Source organism: Stanieria cyanosphaera PCC 7437, assembly GCF_000317575.1.
Classification (GTDB): Bacteria; Cyanobacteriota; Cyanobacteriia; order Cyanobacteriales; family Xenococcaceae; genus Stanieria; species Stanieria cyanosphaera.
This window is the reverse complement of the sequence record NC_019750.1, coordinates 1-21,597: the sequence shown is the minus strand read 5'-3', so window position 1 is coordinate 21,597 and position 21,597 is coordinate 1. Positions and strand designations below refer to the sequence as shown.

25 protein-coding genes are annotated in these 21,597 nt (G+C 39.6%); 6 read left to right on the top strand and 19 right to left on the bottom strand.

Going from position 1 to position 21,597, the window contains the following annotated elements; genetic code table 11:
* Positions 1-11: 11 nt before the first annotated feature.
* From STA7437_RS24215 to STA7437_RS24200, 4 genes are all read right to left on the bottom strand, one after another.
* Positions 12-932 carry a hypothetical protein gene (locus tag STA7437_RS24215; RefSeq protein WP_015195729.1) on the bottom strand — a complete coding sequence of 307 codons (921 nt, stop codon included), beginning with the start codon at positions 930-932 and terminating at the stop codon, positions 12-14.
* Between the two features lie 80 nt (positions 933-1,012).
* Positions 1,013-2,050, bottom strand: a complete 1,038-nt coding sequence (locus STA7437_RS24210; RefSeq protein ID WP_015195728.1) for a metal-dependent hydrolase — start codon at positions 2,048-2,050, stop codon at positions 1,013-1,015.
* Positions 2,047-2,979 (bottom strand): AAA family ATPase, encoded by a 933-nt coding sequence (locus STA7437_RS24205; protein ID WP_015195727.1) that lies wholly within the window; start codon positions 2,977-2,979, stop codon positions 2,047-2,049. Before STA7437_RS24205 ends, STA7437_RS24210 begins: the two co-directional genes overlap by 4 nt.
* Positions 2,949-3,152 (bottom strand): hypothetical protein, encoded by a 204-nt coding sequence (locus tag STA7437_RS24200; RefSeq protein ID WP_015195726.1) that lies wholly within the window; start codon positions 3,150-3,152, stop codon positions 2,949-2,951. The genes STA7437_RS24205 and STA7437_RS24200 overlap by 31 nt, the downstream gene beginning before the upstream one ends.
* Before the next feature lie 257 nt (positions 3,153-3,409).
* Here STA7437_RS24200 and STA7437_RS24195 point away from each other — a divergent pair, with 257 nt between their 5' ends.
* Positions 3,410-4,006: a hypothetical protein gene (locus STA7437_RS24195; RefSeq protein WP_015195725.1), complete on the top strand. Its 597-nt coding sequence runs from the start codon at positions 3,410-3,412 to the stop codon at positions 4,004-4,006.
* 19 nt (positions 4,007-4,025) lie between these two features.
* Here the strand turns inward: STA7437_RS24195 and STA7437_RS24190 are convergent, their stop codons facing one another.
* The 4 genes from STA7437_RS24190 to STA7437_RS24175 form a co-directional block, all read right to left on the bottom strand.
* Positions 4,026-4,529 (bottom strand): hypothetical protein, encoded by a 504-nt coding sequence (locus STA7437_RS24190; RefSeq protein WP_015195724.1) that lies wholly within the window; start codon positions 4,527-4,529, stop codon positions 4,026-4,028.
* A 45-nt stretch (positions 4,530-4,574) separates the two neighbouring features.
* Positions 4,575-4,814, bottom strand: a complete 240-nt coding sequence (locus STA7437_RS24185) for a WGR domain-containing protein (protein ID WP_015195723.1) — start codon at positions 4,812-4,814, stop codon at positions 4,575-4,577.
* 62 nt (positions 4,815-4,876) lie between these two features.
* On the bottom strand, positions 4,877-5,818 hold the full coding sequence (locus STA7437_RS24180; protein WP_015195722.1) for a ParB/RepB/Spo0J family partition protein: 942 nt from the start codon (positions 5,816-5,818) through the stop codon (positions 4,877-4,879).
* Positions 5,819-6,027: 209 nt separating this feature from the next.
* Positions 6,028-6,780, bottom strand: a complete 753-nt coding sequence (locus STA7437_RS24175) for a ParA family protein (protein ID WP_015195721.1) — start codon at positions 6,778-6,780, stop codon at positions 6,028-6,030.
* Positions 6,781-6,976: 196 nt separating this feature from the next.
* On the opposite strand from STA7437_RS24175, the gene STA7437_RS24170 reads away from it, so the two are divergent.
* On the top strand, positions 6,977-7,267 hold the full coding sequence (locus STA7437_RS24170) for a hypothetical protein (protein ID WP_041620663.1): 291 nt from the start codon (positions 6,977-6,979) through the stop codon (positions 7,265-7,267).
* Positions 7,268-7,418: 151 nt separating this feature from the next.
* Here STA7437_RS24170 and STA7437_RS24165 read toward each other — a convergent pair whose 3' ends face one another.
* Positions 7,419-7,763, bottom strand: a complete 345-nt coding sequence (locus STA7437_RS24165; RefSeq protein ID WP_015195719.1) for a hypothetical protein — start codon at positions 7,761-7,763, stop codon at positions 7,419-7,421.
* Positions 7,764-7,877: 114 nt separating this feature from the next.
* On the opposite strand from STA7437_RS24165, the gene STA7437_RS24160 reads away from it, so the two are divergent.
* The 3 genes from STA7437_RS24160 to STA7437_RS24150 all read left to right on the top strand — a co-directional run bounded on the left by STA7437_RS24160 (position 7,878) and on the right by STA7437_RS24150 (position 12,181).
* A complete protein-coding gene (locus STA7437_RS24160) occupies positions 7,878-10,910 on the top strand; it encodes a UvrD-helicase domain-containing protein (RefSeq protein ID WP_015195718.1) in 3,033 nt (1,010 codons plus the stop codon).
* Positions 10,911-11,449: 539 nt separating this feature from the next.
* A complete protein-coding gene (locus STA7437_RS27285) occupies positions 11,450-11,959 on the top strand; it encodes a hypothetical protein (protein ID WP_015195716.1) in 510 nt (169 codons plus the stop codon).
* Positions 11,960-11,962: 3 nt separating this feature from the next.
* On the top strand, positions 11,963-12,181 hold the full coding sequence (locus STA7437_RS24150) for a hypothetical protein (protein WP_041620661.1): 219 nt from the start codon (positions 11,963-11,965) through the stop codon (positions 12,179-12,181).
* Positions 12,182-12,439: 258 nt separating this feature from the next.
* On the opposite strand, the gene STA7437_RS24145 is transcribed toward STA7437_RS24150, so the two are convergent.
* The 8 genes from STA7437_RS24145 to STA7437_RS24115 all read right to left on the bottom strand — a co-directional run bounded on the left by STA7437_RS24145 (position 12,440) and on the right by STA7437_RS24115 (position 19,826).
* Positions 12,440-16,216 (bottom strand): DUF5906 domain-containing protein, encoded by a 3,777-nt coding sequence (locus STA7437_RS24145; protein ID WP_015195715.1) that lies wholly within the window; start codon positions 16,214-16,216, stop codon positions 12,440-12,442.
* 543 nt (positions 16,217-16,759) lie between these two features.
* Entirely contained in the window at positions 16,760-17,113 is a 354-nt protein-coding gene (locus STA7437_RS24140; RefSeq protein ID WP_015195714.1) for a helix-turn-helix domain-containing protein, read from the bottom strand.
* The gene (locus tag STA7437_RS24135) at positions 17,113-17,514 is read right to left on the bottom strand and encodes a type II toxin-antitoxin system RelE/ParE family toxin (RefSeq protein ID WP_015195713.1); all 402 of its coding nucleotides are present in this window, start codon (positions 17,512-17,514) and stop codon (positions 17,113-17,115) included. The genes STA7437_RS24140 and STA7437_RS24135 overlap by 1 nt, the downstream gene beginning before the upstream one ends.
* Before the next feature lie 464 nt (positions 17,515-17,978).
* Positions 17,979-18,134 (bottom strand): hypothetical protein, encoded by a 156-nt coding sequence (locus STA7437_RS26735; RefSeq protein ID WP_171815492.1) that lies wholly within the window; start codon positions 18,132-18,134, stop codon positions 17,979-17,981.
* An 81-nt stretch (positions 18,135-18,215) separates the two neighbouring features.
* Entirely contained in the window at positions 18,216-18,455 is a 240-nt protein-coding gene (locus STA7437_RS24130) for a hypothetical protein (RefSeq protein WP_015195712.1), read from the bottom strand.
* A 92-nt stretch (positions 18,456-18,547) separates the two neighbouring features.
* Complete coding sequence (locus STA7437_RS24125; protein WP_015195711.1) at positions 18,548-18,871, bottom strand: DUF7222 domain-containing protein; 324 nt, start codon at positions 18,869-18,871, stop codon at positions 18,548-18,550.
* A gap of 119 nt (positions 18,872-18,990) precedes the next feature.
* The gene (locus STA7437_RS24120; protein ID WP_015195710.1) at positions 18,991-19,395 is read right to left on the bottom strand and encodes a hypothetical protein; all 405 of its coding nucleotides are present in this window, start codon (positions 19,393-19,395) and stop codon (positions 18,991-18,993) included.
* Between the two features lie 83 nt (positions 19,396-19,478).
* Entirely contained in the window at positions 19,479-19,826 is a 348-nt protein-coding gene (locus STA7437_RS24115) for a hypothetical protein (RefSeq protein WP_015195709.1), read from the bottom strand.
* Between the two features lie 104 nt (positions 19,827-19,930).
* On the opposite strand from STA7437_RS24115, the gene STA7437_RS24110 reads away from it, so the two are divergent.
* On the top strand, positions 19,931-20,170 hold the full coding sequence (locus tag STA7437_RS24110; protein WP_015195708.1) for a hypothetical protein: 240 nt from the start codon (positions 19,931-19,933) through the stop codon (positions 20,168-20,170).
* Here STA7437_RS24110 and STA7437_RS24105 read toward each other — a convergent pair.
* Both STA7437_RS24105 and STA7437_RS24100 read right to left on the bottom strand, forming a co-directional pair.
* Positions 20,167-20,706, bottom strand: a complete 540-nt coding sequence (locus STA7437_RS24105) for a hypothetical protein (RefSeq protein WP_245562224.1) — start codon at positions 20,704-20,706, stop codon at positions 20,167-20,169. The two genes, STA7437_RS24110 and STA7437_RS24105, sit on opposite strands and share 4 nt — an antisense overlap.
* Positions 20,707-21,046: 340 nt before the next feature.
* Positions 21,047-21,526, bottom strand: coding sequence for a hypothetical protein (locus STA7437_RS24100; RefSeq protein WP_015195705.1), 480 nt, complete (start codon positions 21,524-21,526; stop codon positions 21,047-21,049).
* Between the last annotated feature and the right edge of the window lie 71 nt (positions 21,527-21,597).

The window sequence follows — 21,597 nt, the reverse complement described above, 5'->3', positions numbered from 1 at the left end:
AGCAATCATTTTTAGTGAGATACATTGGTGATATCAAAAGTAAATGTGTAATTTTTAGTTTCTCCGTTTACTTCTAAAGGCATAAAAACACTAAATGATTTTCCCTCGTACATCTTTGCTTCTTCTCCTTCTGGAAACATTGGTTTCTCTCTCCATCCACCATATTGTCCTGAAACATAACTAACATTATTAGTAGGAAATATAATGTCCTGAATTTTTGCAGTTGGAGGAATCACTGTAGGAATCTGAGATTCATTACGATTAACGTATTTTACTCCTTCATGAATTACTTTTTGAGCATTTCCAGTAACATCAATATAAGAAACCTGATTCCAGTCAACTTTGATTGGATTTTCTGTTTTATTTCTTAAAATAAAAACTAATTGTGATTCATCAAATATCCAGTTCAAGCTTATATTATCATCTTCAAATTCTAAATTTTGGTTTGATATTGGCTTGGTCATAGTGATACTATAGTCAGAATCATAAGTACCACCTACAAATTTCATTTCATATGTTTTAGCTTTTTTGACATGATCAGAGAAAGAAAAATTTGAGCTTAAGCTTTTTTCATTTAACCCAATATCTCCAATTTGTTGACTCTCTCCTTTAGGCAAGTCATATATGTTTATAGGAAATATGGATTTTGCAATTATTTCATTTTTTTTATCGTAAAGAATAACTTCAAACTTTGCGTCTATCCATCCTCTATCCGTATCATTAGTAATATTTCCACTAAGATAAGGCATGAAGCCGTGTTTAATTTCAAGTTTCAAGTTATTAAATATAAACTTACCTTGATTAGCAGAGATATAAGTGTCAGTTGAATTTCCTACCTCTAGTATTTGTGCTAATGCCGTTTTACAAATTGCTAAAATAGATATTAAAATAGTTAAATATTGTATGATTGTTTTTAGTTTAAGATTTATCATGATTTTGGTATTAGCTTAGTATTGATAGCTTTATAATTCCCCAAAATCTCTTTTACAAAAACACACTTTGATAAAATTTTCTATTTTCCCTTTACAATCCTTACTACTAAATTCCCACTGGCATAATAATCCCCCAACAACCTCAACACTTCCTGTGGAGTAGCAGCAATCAACCTTGCATAGGCAATATCGCTGGCTGGCTGTAAAGTAATCGTGTCATAGCGGTCTATGTGGGTGGGAATAATCAGACCATCGGTATCGAAGATAGTTAGCGTACCACTGAGATAGGTTCGCTCTTGGGGTAAGGCTGCGATCTTTTCGTATAAGTCCTCATCATCGAGGAAAATATTAGTTACGGTAGTAGTTATCGGTGCTACTCGATCAATCTTCATTTGACTGGCAATAATTTGGCTTTCTTGAGAATTGCCCACCCGATAGGTAGTTCCCAGTTCATCTTTAACCAGTAAGTCATTTTGATTGAGAGGTTGAATAATTTCGTATGCCTTCTCTATTGGCTCTTGAGTAATGGCGTTACGTCCTTTGATGTGCGCTTTGAGTAAGTAACGGGATGCGTCAGAGTTGACGGTTTCTATTGCCCCTGACGGTAAGCCTAATGCTTGATTGAAGCTCCTAACTATACCTCCTGCTGAATTAATCTGAATGCTGAGAATGGCAAAGATTACCAAGATAAACAGGACAAACCATTCTGCACTACTGCCAGTAGATAATCTCAACCTGGGATTGGCGGGACAGATAGCCCTAACTTTAGAAGGATAAAACAGTGCTACTCCTGATTTGGTAAAGACATCGCCAAAAAAGCCCCAGAAGTAACCAGAAACCATACCCAGATAGTATTGATAGCCGAAGAAGGTGACGGGGAAAATAAGAATAGCAAAGAAAGATAATGCTAGAAAACTATGGGTAATGGAACGATGGGCAAAACGCTTTTCTAAATAGCTACTGAGAGGAAATAGGATTCGTCCTGAAAAACTTTTAGTGGTATCTACATCGGGTAATTGAGAACAAACTGCCCCCAGACTCAAGACAATTGGGTCAGCCGTACCTAAAATAAGAGAAGTAGCAGCTACAGCCAGGACTATGTGAGTCCGCGACATCATTGTCCCAGTCGTCCTTTACTACGAGGCAAGCTGTATAAAATGAGGCGAATTACAGCTACCGATACGGTAATGATGCCACCTAGTAGATACAATGATTTGTTGTTGAATCCCAAACCGATAAAGCGCACCAGTACCAAACACATCAAAGCAGCAATGATGTAGGGAGTAATATCTAACCATTGAGTATGGTCTAATGCCTGACCGTCTAAACCTAAATATTCTTCTCTGACTACTCGTTTGGCTAACATGGGATTGCCTCCAACTCTTTGCTGTAGGGAAGACAATTGGGCGGGTGTGAGTTCCAGGTTTAATTCCGCAGCAGCTTCTAACATAATCGCTCTAGTAGCCGAATCTTTCATCGGTTGTAGTTCGATTCTGGGTAGCTTGAGAAAAATGTCTCGTGCAGGAGGATAGGTAGCTAGTAGTAAAATTGGTTGTCCTTGGGTGTGGAGTTTATCTAACCAACAGCGCAAAGAGATGGGAAAGCGATGGGCATTGTCGCAGATGAGAAATGCGGTATTAACTAATAACCAGTCAGCTATTTCCTTCATTAGTCCCATTGTCGAGAGTGCCTTACCGTCGAGGTTTTCCGTATCCACTCCCAATTGCTCGGCTAAATCGTTTAGAATTTGCTTGACCGTTCCTGGTTTGGTGACGGCTACCTGAAAGTTCATTTCAATTAATTCGGCGGTAATGGCTTGAGCTAAGAAAGTTTTGCCACAACCAGCTTCCCCCACAACTAACAAACTAGAATTTGCCTGAAGTGCTGCCACGATGCGACGGAATTCTTTACCCCTGTAGATTTGTAGCGAGTCCGAACTGTCACGGGCAGACAGAGATTGTCGGCGCGAACCATCCCCCGACACTACATAGGTATAAATCTTCTCTTCGCCGTTAGCTAGCTTTCTTCTGTGTCTCTTAATGGGCATTGTTCGATTTCCCACTCATTAATTATTGCCTGAGCATCTGCGATCGTCTGCTGCTTGAATTCTTTAAGTTCCTGGGGCGACATTCCTAAGTTAAAAGCTTTAGCTACGGCATCGATAGCATTGGAAGATAATCTGGTTTCAAGCTCACTCGGCTCGTTGTTTCTTTGGTTCATTTATTCTCAGAGATAGACTTTCATCTCCTTTATAAGCTTCAGCCCTACAATCTGAAAACAGTAATTATTCGTCGATAGTTAAAAAATTAATTTTTTTCTGCTTCTATAGGGGCTGGGGAAACGGAACTACTACGAAACGGAACTGGGTTTAAAACTTTGATTTTTGGTAGGAGGAAGGGGAATTAAGTCACTCGATATGGGTACTTTGAGTTTAGATACAACTTTTTAGAAATAGCGATCGCTACTCTGAAATACAAATGAACTCAATATCTCAAAAATGTCAGAGCAAAAAACTGATTGCTAGCTGTAACAGCAAAAACAACGATTCTAAGAATAGTACCTTAGCGGATATAGTTGATGAGTATCTTGAGGAATATGGCAATTCTTATGACTGGGAAGATAAATGGTGGGGAGACAAAAATATTACTTGGTCAGAAGCAATTGAACGAGCATGGCGATCTCGCTTTGAAAATGGCAAGATGCACGGTCATCAGCGTCGGGTTGCTCATAAGCTAGAGGAGGGTTTGGAAGTTTCTCTAAGCGACAATATTCAGTCCGATGATTTTAATAACTTCGAGAGCATTTATTCTTGGATTAAGTCAGTTACCGATAGAGTTAAAGGTCTTGGTGTTACTACAGCCTATGATGTTGCTCGAAGATTAGGAGCATGGTTAAGTATGCAGCCTACTATGGTTTATTTACACGCAGGGGCTGCGGAGGGTGCAAAGAAACTAGGTATTGGAGGCAACACAGTATCTTTGAATGATTTCCCCCAAGAGATTCAGAAATTAGGAGCTACCCATGCTGAAAACTTTCTGTGTATCTATAAAAACTTTCTGAAAATTGAAATCTGAAGCAACTTTAATCAGATTGCTAAGAGCCTAAGTATTCAATTTCAATTACATCACTTTCTCCTTCTTCAAATTCAAACTCTGAATAATCCTCTTCAGGAAAAAGTTCGTCATATTTTTCAAATGCTTCTTGTTTAATAAATTCTTCGTGAGTGGCTTGCTTAATATTGACACAATCCCGATCTATAACTTTAAATTCCACCTCAACTTCTCTCGATAGCGTAACTGTGGAACGGACTTTGCATCGATATAATCCAATTTTGTGATTAGGTTCTGAAATAAATTGTTTGGCTTCTAGAATAAGTTTAATTTCTCGGTCATCAAACAGTTTTGTACCATCTTTCTTGATTAAGCCATTAAGCTCAGACTCACTGATGACATTAATAAACTTATCCAAACCATCGTAATACACTTCACAAAAATTGAATTTTGAAAACCAATTATAAAAATCAGTTTTTAAGTATAAATAATCTTGAAATAACTTGATTTTTGCTTCGTCAATTATAAGATTGCTATTTAAGTTCATTTATTAGTTATTTATTGATATTTTTCTTCCTGTACATCAATAATCTCATAACTGTCGGCTATATCCTCGTTTACTACGGCGGTTTTGTTGTTTCTCGTACCAAAGTAAACCCGTTTGATAATCGGGACAAATTGTAGAATTGGAGCGACCAAAATCTTGTTTGACTGCACTACCCCAGGTACATTTGATAATCCAGTTGCCAAATAAATCTTGACACAGTTCCAGAAGGTAAAAACGAGTGTCTTTTTGCCAAGATGAATACTGCCATTTCTCTACTTGGTACATAACTATCGTTTTGTATCTCAACCGTTGAAAATTAGCTTACCAGTTTTCACTAGAGAAAAAACTCATGTGTCTTCTAGTAAATTTTCGATCTTTTGTAACCAATTCTGTACTTGCTTCCATTTCTTCGGGTTTTTCTCCCATAGTTTTGAGCGATTGAGACGACTGGTTATGGTTTTTACTTGGGTAGAAGGTGAGGAAGTAGAATTATCTTCAGTTGAGAGTGCTTTGATTCTTTCTTTAATCTGAACCAGAGAAAGATTTTGGGTAACAGCTTCGTCAATTAGATTATTTCTCTGCTGCTCGTCTTTGATTTTAGCGATCGCCCTAGCTTTGGTGTAGGCTATTTTTCCCTGACGCAGCACTTCTATGATATCTTCGGGTAGCTTTAACAGGGGCAACCGATTATTTACAAAGGACTGCCAATTCTGTCCCAGGTTGTCAAATACCGACTCAATTTTTTGCTTTTCGTCGTTACCAATAACGTTATTGGTAACTTTACCTTTTTGCTCGTTATCCATCTTGTGCAGCAATGAAATCACTGCTTCTGGTGATTCTTTTAGTTCGATTCCTAGTAGGGTAACAATACCTTCTGTTTCTTCAACGGGATTAAGGTCTTCTCGCTGTAAGTTTTCCACTAGAGCAATCGAGAGAGCTTCTTCATCGGATAGTTCGCGAATGGTAACGGGAACTTCCGTTAATTCAGCAACTTGAGCAGCGCAATAACGTCTTTCCCCTGCTACCAACTCATACGTTCCTTCTTTTCCTGCTAAAGGTCTGACGAGAAGATTTTCTAAGATGCCGTGTGCTTTGACCGATTGAGTTAGCTGTTCTAATTTCTGAGGGTCAAAATAACGTCGGGGTTGAGAAGCTGGTAGTGAAATAGAATCAATTTTCACTATTTGGGGGCTAGTTGTTGCTTCCTCATCGCCAAATAAAACGTCTAGATTAGCTGTGGCATTGTACGGGCGATCGCTTTTACGGGTAGTTTTTTTAGTAGGAGTCATATTCAGTTATCAGTCATCAGTAAACAGTTATTTGAGAGAAAGAGTGATTTTGAGCGGGGTAGATTATTGGTAACACATGACTTATAGTTTTACCTTGAGCGATACCAATAATTTGGTAACACTTTGTCTTGGCTGGGTTTCACTGTTACCAATAACGTTATTGGTAATATTATTTTGGTAACAGCATTTTGATTAATTGTTAAAAACCGTCATAGTTTTTCTATCTGAGTAGCTAGTCCATCTAAAATCTTCAAGGCTGAATGCTTGGGGTCATAAAGAGCTAATGGTAACTGTTGTTCTGAGGCATCAGCAAAAGCGGTGGTACGGGGAATTGGTTCGTAGACTGGGGCAACTGTACCAAACTGTTCCTGAATTGCTTTAAGGGTACGTTTATCCTGAGAATTGCTGACAGCATAACGGGAGGGAACAAAACCCGCTAGCTGTAATTGGCGGTTGCCTCGTTTTCTGACCTTGGCAATGGTTTGTAGCAATAAATTAGTTCCCTGGAAGGCTTTGAAATGAGTTTCGATGGGGACGAGGACGTGGGTGGCAGCTACTAGGCTGGTGTAGCTGAGTAACCCCAAACTAGGGGGGCAGTCGATGAGAATAAAATCATAATCATCTCGAATTGGTTCGAGGGATTCTTTGAGACGAACTTCACGAAAATCTAGATTAACCAGTTGAATCTCTGCCACGCTGAGAGTGATATTAGTGGGAGCAAGGTCTATTCCCTCAATATCTTTGAGGATAAATAAAGGTTCTTCGTTAATTAGGGCATCAAAAGGAGTTTTTTCTAGGCTTTCGGTATCGACACCCATAAAAGTAGTCAAAGAAGCCTGGGGGTCGAGGTCAACTAGCAACACGGAATGAGAGCGTTTGGCTAAATGGTAGCCGAGATTGTGGGTAAGAGTGGTTTTGCCCACTCCGCCCGCTTGATTAAAAATGGCGATCGTCTTGCTCATTTCTTGGTTTTTCTATCCTGAGCCTGTACGGGTATGGCAGTATTTATAACCGTAATAGTATCTGTTGACTGCCAGGATAACATCTGTACAAAAAATTTGAATTAGCGTCTGTCAATCTACGAAAAATCTTTCTTTTGGGTCGTGTGTATCTCTCTTCAAACTGTGAAACTAAGTGATAAACACCGAAAAAAAAACTATGGAAAAAAAGACGTTGTTCGATAAATTCTTCTGCGATAGCAATGGCAATATTGTCATCGCTCAATCACCAAACCCACCTATTATCCTCTGGGGCGTGGCTAGTTTGCTCAAGCTGGTTTTTACCAGTGGTCTGACTAATATAGCATTAGACTTAATAGCTTTTGGTTCTTTGTTTACCTGGGCGTGGCTTGAATTATTTCAAGGCGTTAATTATTTTCGCAGAACATTGGGTTTTATCGTATTGGTTGGATTTGTTTGGTTCAGAATCTACAGTCATAATCCAGTTTAAACTGCAATTGTTGCCGTTCAAAAAGTCGCCTTGCAATCAAGAAGCCTGTGACAACTGAAGCGATCGTGAAACGGCTCGCTCCGCGAGATCGCGCCTTGTCGAACTTGTTTGCGGTACTGGTATTTCAGGCGATATACTTGCGGGCGATTGCTTAATCTATTTCATCGTAGTCACCACCACCATCAAAAGCTTGGTCAGATTCCCATTGTAGTAATCCAGTATGCTCTCTCTGATAATCTTCCATTTCAAGCAGATCGTCTAGATTTTCATTCCTTTCTTGAGCGTAAATATGTTTATCAATTTTTTCCTTAAATTTCTTGATAGCCTTTTCCTTCGACATGGGAATATTTCCTAAACCGTCGTGTATTCCCAAGGGGTGAAGCTTACTTTTTTTTGCTCTAATTACGAAAGTGTATTTATCGCGCTCGACAGCAAAGTTAGGAAAGTATTCTTGATAAAGTTCTGCTTCTTTGTAAGAGCAAACAAGAGTTTTCATATTGATTGCAGTTTCACAAATAGTCGGAATATTTTTATCTCTAGTGTAAACTGTTTACACTAGATAAAGGTTAAGCAATCATAAATAAATGATTGGCGATCGCTAGTTAGATAAATGAAGCCAAGTAAATATCAGCAAAGGGTTTTAGATTGGTTAGCTAATGGCAAGGGGAATGCTACCTGTAATGCGGTGGCAGGTTCGGGAAAAACCACCACATTAAAGCTGGCAGCCCAACAACTGCGTTCGATGGGACTCGAACCTAGAGATATCAAGGTAATTGTCTTCGGCAAACAAAACAGCCTCGATTTAATTGCCAAGTTTGGTCAAGAGTGGAAATTTTCAATTCAAACTTTACATTCAGTAGGTTTCAAGATTTTACAACAGGAAATTGGTAAGTTTCGTAGAGATGAACGGGTAGTTAGTTCTAAATACCGTCAGATAGCGGAACAAAAAAAGCTCATACCTAGAAAAACCAAAAAGAGAACTTACAAAGGTTCATTGACCGAAAGTAAAGCCATTAGCAGAGTCGAACATTTTTTAACTCTCATTGACCTCGCCAGACTAACTTTATCGGATTTGTCCGTTGAATCCATTGAAAGAATTGCCTATCATCATAATCTTGAGGGAATTCACGATTTCAAACGAGTCAGTAGGGCGATCGCTGATATTTTGATAGAGGGTCAGGAACAGGCAATTAATAACCATCGGATTGACTTTACAGATATGGTTTGGCTGCCTGTAGAATGGGCGTTAAATGAAAAAAGCTGGTTTCAGACTTACCAGTTCGTTCTCACTGACGAATGCCAGGACTTAAATGCAGCGCAGCTAGAACTGAGTTTGATGCTGGCTGGTGATAATGGAAGAATGCTCTATGTTGGAGATCCCTGTCAGCCACCAGGTACTAAGGTATTGAAGATTGTAAAGCGTCCCAGGGGAAGACACAAAATCAAAACTGAATGGGTGAAGATTGAAGATTTAAAAGTAGGAGATTGTGTTTATTCTTATTCTGCTCAAGATGGGCATTTTTACACATCTTGTAAGGTTACAGGAATTACCGAACGATACTATAAAGACGAATTGGTAGTTGTCAAAACCAAATCTGGACTGATAAGCAAATATACCAAAAATCACCACTGCATAGCATCCTTTGAACCATTTAAAAATCATTATTGTGTCTATCTGATGCAGCTTGGGATGCAGTTTCGGGTAGGAATGAGCAAAGTATCGATAAACGAGAGTGGAGGAACGGGACCAGTAGCTCGGCTGAGAAACGAAGGTGCAGATGCAATGTGGATTCTGGAATTTTATGAAAGTCGAGATGAAGCATTCATCATGGAGCAAGCGATATCAGGTAGGTTTGGATTGCCACAGTTAGTGTTTTCAGATGCTCCAATTAGAACCCCACAATTATTAGAAAAAGCTTGGCAGTTCATTGGCAATAATTTCGAGCGTGCTGCGGAGTGCCTCGATTACTTTGGTCGAGATATTCGCTATCCACTATTCAAAAGAGATCGGCAATGGCTGCAAAGCCTAAAGCGTCCGATGGTAGTACAAGCCTCAAATCTAGTAGATGGTTGCTTGATGCTTCCTTATAAAAATCATCCTCACTGTTACAAAAAGGATTGGGAGCAAATAACCGTATCAAAGGAAAGATATGAAGGTTCTGTCTTTAGTCTGGATGTAGAAAAATATCATACTTATGTAGCGGACGGAATTGTTACTCACAATTGTCAGGCTATCTATGGCTTCAGTGGAGCAGATAATCAAAGCTATCAAAAGATAGTAGAGCGCACACAAGCAACTGAATTACCCCTCTCTCTTTGTTATCGCTGTCCTACTCGTCATATTAATTTGGTCAATCGCATCTTTCCAGATATTCCTATTGAGCCATCGGAGGATGCACCAGAAGGAATTTTAGAGCAAATCGACAACAATGATTTGTGGTCGGATCAACATGAGGCTCATCTTAAAGTAGGGGATATGGTTCTGTCTCGCAAGACTGCACCATTAGTTAGTTTGTGTATTAGGTTAATTGGTCAAGGAATTGCTGCGACGGTTAAGGGCAAAGATATTGGTAAGCAAATCAAATCTGAACTAGAGGCGATTGCCGACATTACAGGCTTTCGGTATGAAGAGTTTAATTTATTCGTAGAACAATACCGCGAGTTCAAATTTCAAACCTACGAGAACTTAGACAATGCCGAGCAACTGAAGGAGAATCTTGCTGACAAACTCAACGCACTCTTCACGATTTACAGTAGCCAACCCAATGCCACCTGTATCGAACATCTCTGCAATTATATTGACGATCTATTTTCCGATGACGAGTCTCCTATTACCCTTTCTACCTGCCATCGAGCTAAGGGTTTAGAAGGCGATCGCATTTTTATTATCAAGCCCGAAGATATGCCGATGGTTTGGGAAAGACAACTGGGATGGCAAAAAGAGCAGGAGGATAATTTACTCTACGTTGCCCTCACTCGTAGTAAATCTACTTTGTATATTGTTGGTAAACCAGACTGGTTTAAAAAAGATAATGAACAGGATGAAGATGAAGATGAGGAAACATCGGCAACGTTTGGGGAAACATCTAATGGCAATACAGATAAAGATTCTGAAGCATTAGCAACATCCACCGCAGAATTAGAAATATCACGGGCGACACAAGCTTCCGAAGTAAATTCGGAAGACGCGCCCTCCGCAACCGAAGGAAGCATTCAAGCACCTGAAGTAAATTCAGATGACAGCCTCTTATCTACTGTAAAGAATTTACAGTTAGTTGATCATAAAAGCGCGGAATGCGCTGCTAGGCAAGCACTTGAATTGAATTCAAGTGAACCTATCAGTTCAATTGATGTCTCAGGCGTGATGCTGCTGATTAAGAAACTTTTTAGCTATGAGGAAAAATGCGAATTATTAACCCTGCTCACCGATGAAGTGACTCAGGAAAAATGGGACAGGGTATTCAATTGTTTATCAAAGGATTCTAACAGGAGCGATCGCGCAGTTGCTACTGAATGCCAAGTCTCTGCTCCCTTCGTAGGTAAAGTGCGAAAAAATATGATTGAAATTGGCGAAATTAAGCCAGAAGCTAAACGAGTGGATAAGCGGGGTAGGAAACACAAATCTCCAGTTAAATCTGGTTAGTTTTTTTCTACAAAATTAGTTTTTATCTATTGATAACATTAATAAAAAATTGATTAATCTTGATATTTAAAGTGAACTGTTCTTTTCGTAGATGACAGAAACCATCTATGATCTAATAATTGCCAAAAATTATCTTTATTCTTAGAATTCATTACAAGCTAAGATAGTTCAATAGGATCGATTAAATGTACACCTACCTCAAGCTTTTTACCTAATGTAATTATATTTTTACAAACTACACTTTCAGCAAGACCGGGATGATTCTCCGTCACAATAATCATCAAATAAAACTTGAGATTTGAAGTATTAATTTCGGAATTCTTATTTATTGTTTTTAATTTAAAAATATTATTATTCTTTATTTTCTTATATACACCTTCTCTGGAAACTTAGCAGCAAAGATTACTCTAACATAACCATCTTCAAGATCGTTTCGGTTAAATACAGCTACTTCTACTTCTTCGCGAAATAATTCTACTTGTTGATTGAGTTTACATGATACGCTCAGTCTTATCCGATAAATACCGATCTTATCCGATATGATGAGCAGAAGGACAGAAAATGTTACTAGGGTCGATGTTCGCATTCCCAATGAACTTTATGAGGAGATTGTAGCGATCGCTCTCCATCATTTCAATGCCAAAATCCATCATCGTAGCAACAAACCAGAAGTTACCCCAACCATTTTGGAACTGATTAAAATTGGTATCGCACATATAGAATCAATGTTACCTGTAACCAAAGATTTAACCAACCAAAAGGTAACAGATGAGTTACGGCAACAAATTGAACTTCTTAACTTGCGACTGAGGACAGTGGAAAATAAGTTATTGGGAGTTAATATTACTGCACCGATAGCAAAATCAGAGACGACAGGGGATGAGAAGATACTGAGTGATATGGAGTTATCAGAGCTTTTAGGTGTCAGCAATCTTTTAATTAGTGATTATCGAGTCAAAGGCAAAAAGCCAAGAGGACAAGCTTTAGCCAAAGCATTAACCGAACAATGGGAAGTTAAGGGCGAAGGTTGGGTGAGAAAGTCGAGCTAGTAGTTGTTTAACCCAACTTACGAAATCTGTGGGTTACTTACCCGAATCGATGCACTCTCTCCAGTCAACTTAAATGTTGAAGCAATTGTTGAAGCAGTTGTTGAAGCTGTAAGGCTTACACAGTCTACTGTTGAAGCAATTAAAGCAATTTTATCAACTTCAGCCAGGAAAAAAGTTACTTTAAATTTTCAATTTTGTTTTTTAGGTTTCACTGTCTGCTAAATCCTCTATAAGCCTTTGTTTGATTAGGTTTTTATCTTGTGAGGATAATAGATCGATAATTTCTAAAACATCTTTTGCTTCAACTTCAGAAGACAAAGTAGCTATATTTGACTCAACTGCTTCAACATCTCGATCTATAAGGCTTTCAGCTTCAGCGTTTATTTCAGCATTTGCTTCAACATCAGAATCAACTGCTTCACCACTGTTATTTAGCCTGATATGCGACAGATAAAACTAATGGAAACAAATCGCCCAATCTTACAAAAGCCGTAATTCGGATAAGTTATGCCAAAGGACTTGACCTCCTTTCATTCCTTTGCGCTCATCCCAACGAACATCTGCACCATCTCCGTCAAAACCAACAATCGTACCGTGCCAGTTATAGGAATTTTTCTCAGGGTTGTTATTAGCGACGGAAGAACCTATTTCAAAGGTTAATGATTCGGAGCGTGAACCATTGGTAGAAGTTGTAACTCCTTCTCTATCTACTGTTGAACTAAGTGAAGCAAAATGCTTCTTCGTAATTAGTGAAGCAGTGATTTCGTCTGGTGAAGCTGTTAGTGAAGCAGTTGGTGAAGCTGTAACGCTTACTGTATCTAAAGGTGAAGCAGGTGAAGCAATTTTTTCACCTTTCGCTGAATTTTTATTAGCAGATAAATTTTTATTAGCGGTTGAACAATTAGATTCACTCTTCTCAATGGCTGTCAACCAGGAAATTAAAGCTTTTTGCTCCGATTTATTTAACTCACCAATAATTTTTTTTGCCTGAGTTATGGAATTTTTGACTTCATTTGCTTCATTCTCGCTCTGCGACTGGGTTTGGTGCTTCACTGATTGCTTCACTGTTGCTTCACTAGCTATCCGATTTGCTTCACTAAAGCTGATGTCGGTTAAATAAAATTGACCTTTTCTCTGAGAATCTTTCTTTTCTCGTTGTTTCTTAATCTTGGGAAATAGTTCGGCAAATCGTTGATAGATCTGATTGGGAGCTTTGACGTTGCGATCGCCCCGTCTTGGCTGGTCGTGCCAAATCTTTTTCTCTTTGCCCTTATCTGTCGCAACAATTTCTAATGTGCCATTGTTGATATACCATTCCCTGAGTGATTCCCAAAGGTCATTAATATAGATTTTGCTGCCAGTTTGATATTCCAAACCCATATCTTGAGCGAATGCCCAAAGGTGGTTGGTTTCTTTTTGAATATCTTGTAGTGCCTGTTCGGTGCAGCTATAGTCAAGACCATTGACTGCTAAGTTTTTTAATGCCTTCAACATTTTGTTGAGTAGGGCTGGGCAAACTTGCTCTTTAATAAAGTAGGGGTCGTAGCGAAAACGGCTGTCGGCTTCTAATTCCCCTTTGGATGGATCGGCATTAACCTTGTAGGTTTTGTCGAAGTTGAGTACCGCCCAACGAGATTGAATTGCTTCTAGTCCAGCTTTGAGATTGGGGGTTTCGTTGACGTTGAACAAAAATACGGTAGATAGATTCATGGTATGGGAATCTACCCCTTTGCGTTCCATATCTAAAGATTCACCAGTAATCGCTTTTTTAAGAGATTCAATGCGGTCTAGCTCGTCATAACTACTGTTTTCACTGCTCCAGTTAATTCTCGTTCCTTCTAGCTTGGCAAGATCGAATTTTCTACCATTGTCATAAGCTTTAAAGTCACCAATAGTAGCGTCGCTCATGCCAATTTCGCCGAACAACAATCTAACTGCTTCTCTGAGAGTATCTTTACCGTTGTTACCGTCTCCCTTGCATAGTAAAGCCTTAACTGTTCGTCCTCGGTATTTGCGAATGGTGGCTAAATCCAAGGAAGCTGCCATTGTCTGAATGAATAGCTGCTGCTGTTCGGGTTCGAGACAGCTTAACATCCTGTCGCATTGGGTAGAGTCGGCATCGGGGTCGAAGTTAAATTCGCTGACGTAGGTATAAATTACTTCGGGGTCGTGGGGTACTAATTCCCAGGAAGCAACTCCATTGTTCCAGTTAATTTTAACTACTCCGTTGAGACAGTTAATACCTGGAGGATTGATTTGTTCGGGAGCAACTTCAAAGTATTCCAGCACCCATTTCCAGATATTTTCGACATGGGTAGCATCGGCGTAGGCGTATTTCCAACCTGTTTTGGTTTCTACTGGAGTGGTGTCGCACCAATTAACGATTCGTTTTCTGGCTTTAACTCGACAAGCCTTTTGATAATGAGTGCCAACCCACTGATAAAGCTTGCCGTTAAAAGAGATCCAGTGAGTGTCGGAGAAAATAGTGTCTATACACATTTGGGGATACTTCTTTGCGGATGGGGGCGGTGTTGTGGGAACTTCTGGGTTAGGAAGTTCTTCTCGGTACGGTTCGATAGCTTCCCAGACTTGGGCTTTAGTTAAATTGTAGTCTTCGATCCAGTCAGCTACATCGATTCCTCCAGATGAAGGTAAGTTATGCCAGAAAGGAGAGTTAGGAAAAGCATAGAGCCATTGGGCATCTTTAAAGTCAGTAGCTATGGTTTCCATATGCTTGATTCCTGGTTCATCCCGATCGGGACAGAGGACAATTTTTTTAGCCTCCTTTAAATCTTGGGTATCTGACGCTTGCCACTTGCCAGAACCACCAATATTAGTAGTAGCGGGTAAGTCTAAATTCCAAAGTGCATCGGCACAGTTTCCACAAATTGAGATAGTATTGTCTTTACGGATGAGCAGCATTCCTGAAGATACCGTTAGGCAATAAACCAAACCTTCATAGGGTAATTTTGTCTGTTGGATTGCTTGCCAGCTATTAGTTTTTTTCGTGTGCAAAATAGAAACTTTATACCAACTGCCAAGTTGGTTTTGGCGGTGCATCAGAGTTGAAATTCTTCCTGTAAGATGAGCTAAGGTTTGAACCCAAACAGCATTTGAGTGATGTTTTGAGCTATATTCGTGCTGTTGGCGATTGGGAACACTATTACCGTCCCAGTGGACTAACTCTGATAAAATCAGTTCTTTTTGTTGTAGTGTTGTTTGCTCTAACCAATCCCAAGGAAACTCGCGGAAACAAGGAAAATCAAGAGGAAGACTGAATACTATTGCAGTAAAGTTTTCTTTCTGTCTGTATTGTTCATCATAATCGATACCACTTGATTCTAGTATTTGTTTGAGTCGTTGTTTTTTTCTGTCTTTCTTGATTTCAATGGTTACATGATAATGTTCTTCTTCTGACCATTTAGAAGACTTTTTGCGCCGAACAAAATGCCCATCAGCACTAATGGCTATAGCTAATTGGATTTCGCTGTCAGCTAGATTTATTCCATTGCCACTGTGTTTGGTTGTGCGGGGTAAAAAAGAACAGAAAGCGGGTCTTTGTTCTGCTTTATGTTTGAATAATCGACCTTTATAATCTAATGCCACCATGTCATGATCTGGGGTTGTCATAATTGACAGTCCTTTGACATAGGTGTGAATAATTTCCCCTGAATAAGAATTTTTGATGACTCTTGAGGGATTAACGAAACTTGATGTTCCGTCTGAGTTGTATTGAAGAACTGATTGTTCTTTGTAGTTTTCTAATTTTACCCATCCTTCAGGTGTTAAGACTTCTGTATCTGGCGTATAACACGTTTCACCTTCTACTATAAAAATAGTTTTTCCTTGGGCGATCGCTTCTCTTATTTCCCGATAGCGATAAATAGGAATATCTACTCGCTCGATTCCTTTTAACCCTTTTACCCATTCTCGACCATTCCAGCGTTCTTGCCAGCGTTTGGGTTTGCTACCTTTGCCGTCATCGATGCGAACTACGCGGACTAAAGGCTTTCCTTGGCGATCGGGATACTCCCAAGTTCTTTTTTGAGCAGGTCTGATGGCTTTTTGGGGCTTATCTTCTGGGGCATAATAATAACTTCCCTCAGAATCTTGTTTGCTGGTCATTTTCCAACTGGGAGCGGGTTCTGCATCGCGTTTACAAACTGACAGATTGCCTAGAAAATAGCACCAATCGGGTTTTCCGCAGTGAGGACAGGGATTGTGCTTGGTTACTTGCTGAAGATTTTCTGTTATCATGGGTGTATGTATTTTCAATATGATGATTCCGCCATCTCTAATTACAGAGAAAGCGGGGTTTACATTCAGAGAGCAGTTGTTAACTTTGGTCAGTTGGGCAACTGCTTTCTAAGTTTTTTACTCAGATAAGAGAATTGTAAACTGGAATCTGTTGCTGGTTGGTATTTTTGTTAGTAGTTTTCATATTTATATTCTTTTAGGGGGTAGATTCTCTAAATAATCTCAAATTTATTAATATTTATGATTTATATTGACTAATATAGAGAAATTAGGTTAAAGACATGGGCTAATCCGTTCTTAATTACTGCTTAACCAATATAACTTTGCTTATCTTTGAATGACAGTTGCTTGTTTGAGAAGATAAAAGCGACAAGCGCGATTGCGTTGAAGCAGTTGTGAGAAATGTTGAAGCAATTGTTGAAGCAAACGTTGAAGCTGTAATGCTTACACAGTTGAATGTTGAAGCAATTGAACCAATTTTGACTACATTGGCTGGAGAAAAAAGTAAAAAGTATTGAAGCAAATATGACTTGTCGCTTTTTTTCAACTATTAACCAATTCATTAGCAGTCAAACGTAATGGTTTAGCATTTCCTTCATGCTCTCCCTCAACAGGAACGAGGTTAACCTCAACCTCATAACCAGCAGCAGCAGCAAGCTTGGCTAAAGTTTTCAATTTCGGTGTTTGTTTTCCCGATTCAATTCTGGCTAATTGAGACTGTTTCATACCTACCTTGGCAGCAAATTCTCTTTGAGTTAAACCAATTCCTTCTCGCAGAGTAATAACTGCCCTGGCTAGCTCAAATTCAGGGGAGAGGGCATCATATTCCGCTTTTACTTGTGGATCGGATAATATTTCATCGCGGATAGAATCCCAGGTAATAGTATTAGCACTCATTATTTTTTCCTCTTTTTCTTAGTTTTGCTATTATTCGGCTGCTGAACTTGTGTTTCTTGAGCTAGAAACTCTTTTCTTCTCTTTTCAGCTAATTCAATCTCTTTCTTTGGTGTCTTCTGAGTCTTCTTTTGAAATCCATGTAATAAAATAAATCGTCGTCCAGTGTAGGCAAAATAGAAAATGCGATAGATATTGGTACTTTGTTCGACTCGAATTTCATACAGTTTGGTGTTAACGATGGGACGCACGTAAGGCATTCCTACCGATGTACCTTTGTCCTGAAGTAGATCGAAGATTTGGGCAAACCTAGCTTTGACTTTGGCTTCTTGCTCTAGAAACCAGTCATAGACTACAGGATTGCCACTGGGGGACTGATAAAACTCAATCTTCCATTGAGTCACTAGATTATTTACCTCCTACGATAACAAAAATGTTATCAGAAAACTACTTTAAAGTAAGGTGGTTTATTTAGAAATTTTGCGTTTGTCGCTCGATATATTTAATCCAAGCTAAAGCTTTTTTACCATTTCTACTATCGAGAGAATTAAACTCAGCTAAAGAGCGATCGCGGGGAATGTCGGGTAACTTTTTTGCTGCCCAAGCGATCGCGTACGCGCCAGGCGAAGCCTGACCACGAAGTGCCTCAGCGAAGCTGAGACCGCATCATCAGACGAATTCCAAATTGCCCTGACAGTAAGCCAGGGTGTGAATGTTGTTAGTAGTAGGTGTACCTTTGCCAACGAGCAGGATAGGTATGATTTCCCTGTCTAAATCCCCTGCGTTTGTCGATGATTTCTAGTTGGTTGCGATGACAACTGGTGACTTTCCCGCGCAGATTGATGAGGACACGGGGTTTGAGGTCTCCTCAAACCCGTGAGATGTCCGTTAAGTAATCGCTGTCAAATCTCATGCTGATTCTTCCTGTTTTTCCTGCTTCACGATGAGGGGCAAGGATTAGGACGCGGGTGTTAGGTCGAATTTGATAGCCTGGAAGGTCGAGGGATAGCTGTATGTAATTCATTTCGGTCGAGCCTGAAAATGCCTTGATTAGCCACCGCGAGAAATCTTGAATTGAATGTCCGCGATGGCTTGAATGGTGGGTTTATGCTGCTAGATATTCGCTTACAGCTTCATCTATCTTTTGACGAAGGCGATCGCTAATATATTTCTCTGGATTGGTTGAGAATTCGTCAATCAAATCGTTTACAGCCTCATACATTAGGGGAACTAAAACGAAGGAGGGAACGTGACTGTATTCACTTTCTGCATAGATAAAGTTTTCGGCGATGTCTTCGAGACAATCAGATAGAGAAATGGTGTATCGGTCTGTTTTCTGAGTCATAGTGAATTATTTCCTGGAATGAACTTGAATTTATGTTTGAAAAGTTTTGATGATGGGTGTAGTCAGATTTTGACTACACCAGGGATGAGTCATCAGTTACCGTCAGTTAGCTGTTGAGCGAATTTCTCACAGGCGTACCACACCATGAGATTTTTAAAAGAGTCAATGCTAGAGAGCATATCGCTACGCCCAAACTCAGCAATCATCGCAGCTACGTTTTTGTAGCCCATCGCTTCGGCATCTTCTACCGCCATCTCCCAAATTTCGTCAGCAAATTTATCGAAAATTTTGACAGTATGGGCGGTATAGGTAATATATGGATATCCTGCGTCAGCCCCATGTAAGGCGATGTCTTCAGCGTGTTCTTTTAGGTTGGTTTTAAACCAATTTTGGAAGGATTTAGATCGGATAATCATCTTCTTGGAAACTCTTGAAACTTTAATCGTTGAAGGGAAGTAACCAGCGTTATTTACTGGTGAGGGGCTGTCCCCTGAATCGAATTCAGGGGCTTGTACGCCCCGTTACTGTTTGATGCTTACCAGCGTGGTTGGTAGCCTGTGGTGTAGTAGTTGTACTCGTCGAATTCGATATAATTAAAATCGTTTTCAGCCCAAACTAAAAAATCTAAGCCATTCCTTTCTTCAGTCGAATGTCTAATCATTCCTCTGATTTTGATTTCAGCTTCAAATTCTTTAAGATACTTTGGTTCGCGAATTTCACACCAATAACACCCAAGAGCTTGATTTAAATATCTGATTTTTTCGGCTATTTCGTCTTTTTTGCAGCCTAGATAAACTATAAAAGCTGGTTCGGTTTCGGTAGCATTGCCCCAATTGTGACGGTCTTCTTTGAGGGCTTCACAAATTGCTACACTCTGGCATAGTTGCGTAACTTTAAAGCTTCCGTTTGGGGAAACTTTTAAAACTGAATCGTTTAACATGATAATTACCTCATTAAAATTGATGTAGGTAAGCCGAGAGAAAGATGCTTTGGTCGGTGTCCCTCTCGGCTTTGGTTGTTTTATTAAGCTGCTGCTTCAAGTTGAGCAATGGTCATTCTGGTTTCGAGCTTGGCAACTGAAAATTCATTGCGTAGCTGATTTAATTTAATGGTTAATTTTTCTCTTTGCTCTTTGATTGCTTTGAGTTTTGCTAGAGATTCTAAATAGTCTGGCTGCTGTCTTAACTCCAAACGCTTGGCTTTGCGATGCTGTTCGTTAGTCAAGGATGAATTAGAGGCGATTTCTACTTCAATTTCTCCATCCATAAAGCCGATCTGCTCGGTTTGAATTTCGAGTTGACAAGAAGCATTGAGGATTTTTAGTTCTATCTCTGCAATGACTTGGGGATATTGATTTAATTTTAATTTCATTGGTCGGTGTCCTTTAGTTGAACTAAAGATATTATAGCATGACGGTCGCGTAAAATAAAGTTTTTTTGGATGTCTGGCTTGCTATGATTGAGGTGAAGTTAATAATGATAACAATGCCTAAAGGTAGACCAGGGGGCAACCCAGAATTAGAAAAGTATCAGTTTCAGCAGAAGTATGACTGGGACGAACCTTGTACTGAAAAAATGACTTTGCGTATGCCTCAAGGGATGAAAGCAGCAATTAAAGCGGGATTAATTGAGGATTGGCAAGAGGTAGCAAGAAGGGCGATCGCCTCTGAGATTGAACGGGTAACGGAGGAGCAAACACCCCCCAAAGAAAACTAAAATAGGGACAACTGCACAGGGGCAGGAGCAACAGGAACGAGAACACCGAGCCACCAACAGCCATCAGCAGCACCCAAAGCACCAGCCGAAGACCAAGAAACCCCAGACCACGAAGGAGGCAAGCAGCCAGAGGGCAACCACAACAACACCCGCCGACCGCGACCGAGGGCAAAAGCCAGCGAACCCCACGAACCAGAACCACCACCGAAGAAAGAACGGGAAGGACGAACACCAGCAGGAGGAACGGCAGCAGAAGGCAGAGCCACCAACAGACCGCGAAAACCAGCAGCCACAGACAACACGCAGCGAGAAGAACGACGGGCAAAGGCAGAACGACCAGAACCGAACTGCCCAGAGGCAACGGAGAACATCAGCAGAGAAGGAGAACCAGCGAAGAAAGACCGACAAAGCAAGTCAACGCCACGAGCGCAACCAACGGAAACACGCACACCAGAAGGAACGACCCGCAAAAGCGCAGACAAGGCAGCAGAAGCAGCAGCAGACGGGGAACGAGAACCCGAAAAACCAACGGACACAACCCCAGAAAAAACAGACGACGAAGCGAGGACAGACACAGCAAAACAAAAGAACCAACAACAACAATTATAGCACGACTGACAAGCAAAAACAAGCAAAAACCCAGCCACAGCAAGGGACACAGCCATCGCGCAAGTTAGTTATTTTGATACATTTGAAAATTTTTCCCCCATTAACGGTCGCCTGTGCGACGTAGTGAATTTTTTTTTCGCCAAACCGAAGTGAAAATGTTTAAATTATGAATCTTGAAAAGAAAAAAAAACGCCAGGCGACTGCCCCACCGACAGCTTTTTTAGAACGCGGTCTTGTTTTACCACAACAACTATTAAATATTATTTATTAACAAATAACTTTTCTAATACTTACACTCCATCTTTCTTCATTAACCTTACAAACACCATGTCTTTTTTTATTATCTATTTCTATTACTTCACCATTTTTTAACCAATAAATATCACCGTCATATCTAAAACCACTCATCAAATCTTTACAAAAATTAATAATTACTACTTTATTATCAAAAATATCTCTATCTATATGATCTTTTAACTCTACACCCTTTTCATATTTATAAACTAAAATACTATTCCAATCTTCACCACCCCATAACTCATTACATCTTTTTCTCAAACCATTATTAATTTTTTCCCCTACAAAAATACTATTTTTAAAACCTAACTCAACTCCTACACCAAACCACAAACACTTTCTACCACTACAATTTATTTTTCTATTCCATCTTTCTTTTTCTAATTTACTTTCTAAACTTTTTAACCATTTCCACCCTTTTTCTACATTAACAAACCCTAAATATTTCATATTAAAAACCTCATAGTTAATTATTTTTAATAATATCAATTATATCAAAATGACTAATTTTAAAATATTAA

Bases quoted from the DNA above. Each gene is read 5' to 3' on its own strand.
- STA7437_RS24120 (WP_015195710.1), bottom strand. From the start codon at position 19,395: ATGTTAAACGATTCAGTTTTAAAAGTTTCCCCAAACGGAAGCTTTAAA.
- STA7437_RS24115 (WP_015195709.1), bottom strand. From the start codon at position 19,826: ATGAAATTAAAATTAAATCAATATCCCCAAGTCATTGCAGAGATAGAA.
- STA7437_RS24110 (WP_015195708.1), top strand. From the start codon at position 19,931: ATGATAACAATGCCTAAAGGTAGACCAGGGGGCAACCCAGAATTAGAA.
- STA7437_RS24190 (WP_015195724.1), bottom strand. From the start codon at position 4,529: ATGAACTTAAATAGCAATCTTATAATTGACGAAGCAAAAATCAAGTTA.
- STA7437_RS24215 (WP_015195729.1), bottom strand. From the start codon at position 932: ATGATAAATCTTAAACTAAAAACAATCATACAATATTTAACTATTTTA.
- STA7437_RS24200 (WP_015195726.1), bottom strand. From the start codon at position 3,152: ATGAACCAAAGAAACAACGAGCCGAGTGAGCTTGAAACCAGATTATCT.
- STA7437_RS24195 (WP_015195725.1), top strand. From the start codon at position 3,410: ATGAACTCAATATCTCAAAAATGTCAGAGCAAAAAACTGATTGCTAGC.
- STA7437_RS24210 (WP_015195728.1), bottom strand. From the start codon at position 2,050: ATGATGTCGCGGACTCACATAGTCCTGGCTGTAGCTGCTACTTCTCTT.
- STA7437_RS24165 (WP_015195719.1), bottom strand. From the start codon at position 7,763: ATGAAAACTCTTGTTTGCTCTTACAAAGAAGCAGAACTTTATCAAGAA.
- STA7437_RS24140 (WP_015195714.1), bottom strand. From the start codon at position 17,113: ATGAGTGCTAATACTATTACCTGGGATTCTATCCGCGATGAAATATTA.
- STA7437_RS24130 (WP_015195712.1), bottom strand. From the start codon at position 18,455: ATGACTCAGAAAACAGACCGATACACCATTTCTCTATCTGATTGTCTC.
- STA7437_RS24145 (WP_015195715.1), bottom strand. From the start codon at position 16,216: ATGATAACAGAAAATCTTCAGCAAGTAACCAAGCACAATCCCTGTCCT.
- STA7437_RS26735 (WP_171815492.1), bottom strand. From the start codon at position 18,134: ATGAATTACATACAGCTATCCCTCGACCTTCCAGGCTATCAAATTCGA.
- STA7437_RS24205 (WP_015195727.1), bottom strand. From the start codon at position 2,979: ATGCCCATTAAGAGACACAGAAGAAAGCTAGCTAACGGCGAAGAGAAG.
- STA7437_RS24170 (WP_041620663.1), top strand. From the start codon at position 6,977: ATGGAAAAAAAGACGTTGTTCGATAAATTCTTCTGCGATAGCAATGGC.
- STA7437_RS24160 (WP_015195718.1), top strand. From the start codon at position 7,878: ATGAAGCCAAGTAAATATCAGCAAAGGGTTTTAGATTGGTTAGCTAAT.
- STA7437_RS24125 (WP_015195711.1), bottom strand. From the start codon at position 18,871: ATGATTATCCGATCTAAATCCTTCCAAAATTGGTTTAAAACCAACCTA.
- STA7437_RS24100 (WP_015195705.1), bottom strand. From the start codon at position 21,526: ATGAAATATTTAGGGTTTGTTAATGTAGAAAAAGGGTGGAAATGGTTA.
- STA7437_RS24185 (WP_015195723.1), bottom strand. From the start codon at position 4,814: ATGTACCAAGTAGAGAAATGGCAGTATTCATCTTGGCAAAAAGACACT.
- STA7437_RS27285 (WP_015195716.1), top strand. From the start codon at position 11,450: ATGATGAGCAGAAGGACAGAAAATGTTACTAGGGTCGATGTTCGCATT.
- STA7437_RS24180 (WP_015195722.1), bottom strand. From the start codon at position 5,818: ATGACTCCTACTAAAAAAACTACCCGTAAAAGCGATCGCCCGTACAAT.
- STA7437_RS24175 (WP_015195721.1), bottom strand. From the start codon at position 6,780: ATGAGCAAGACGATCGCCATTTTTAATCAAGCGGGCGGAGTGGGCAAA.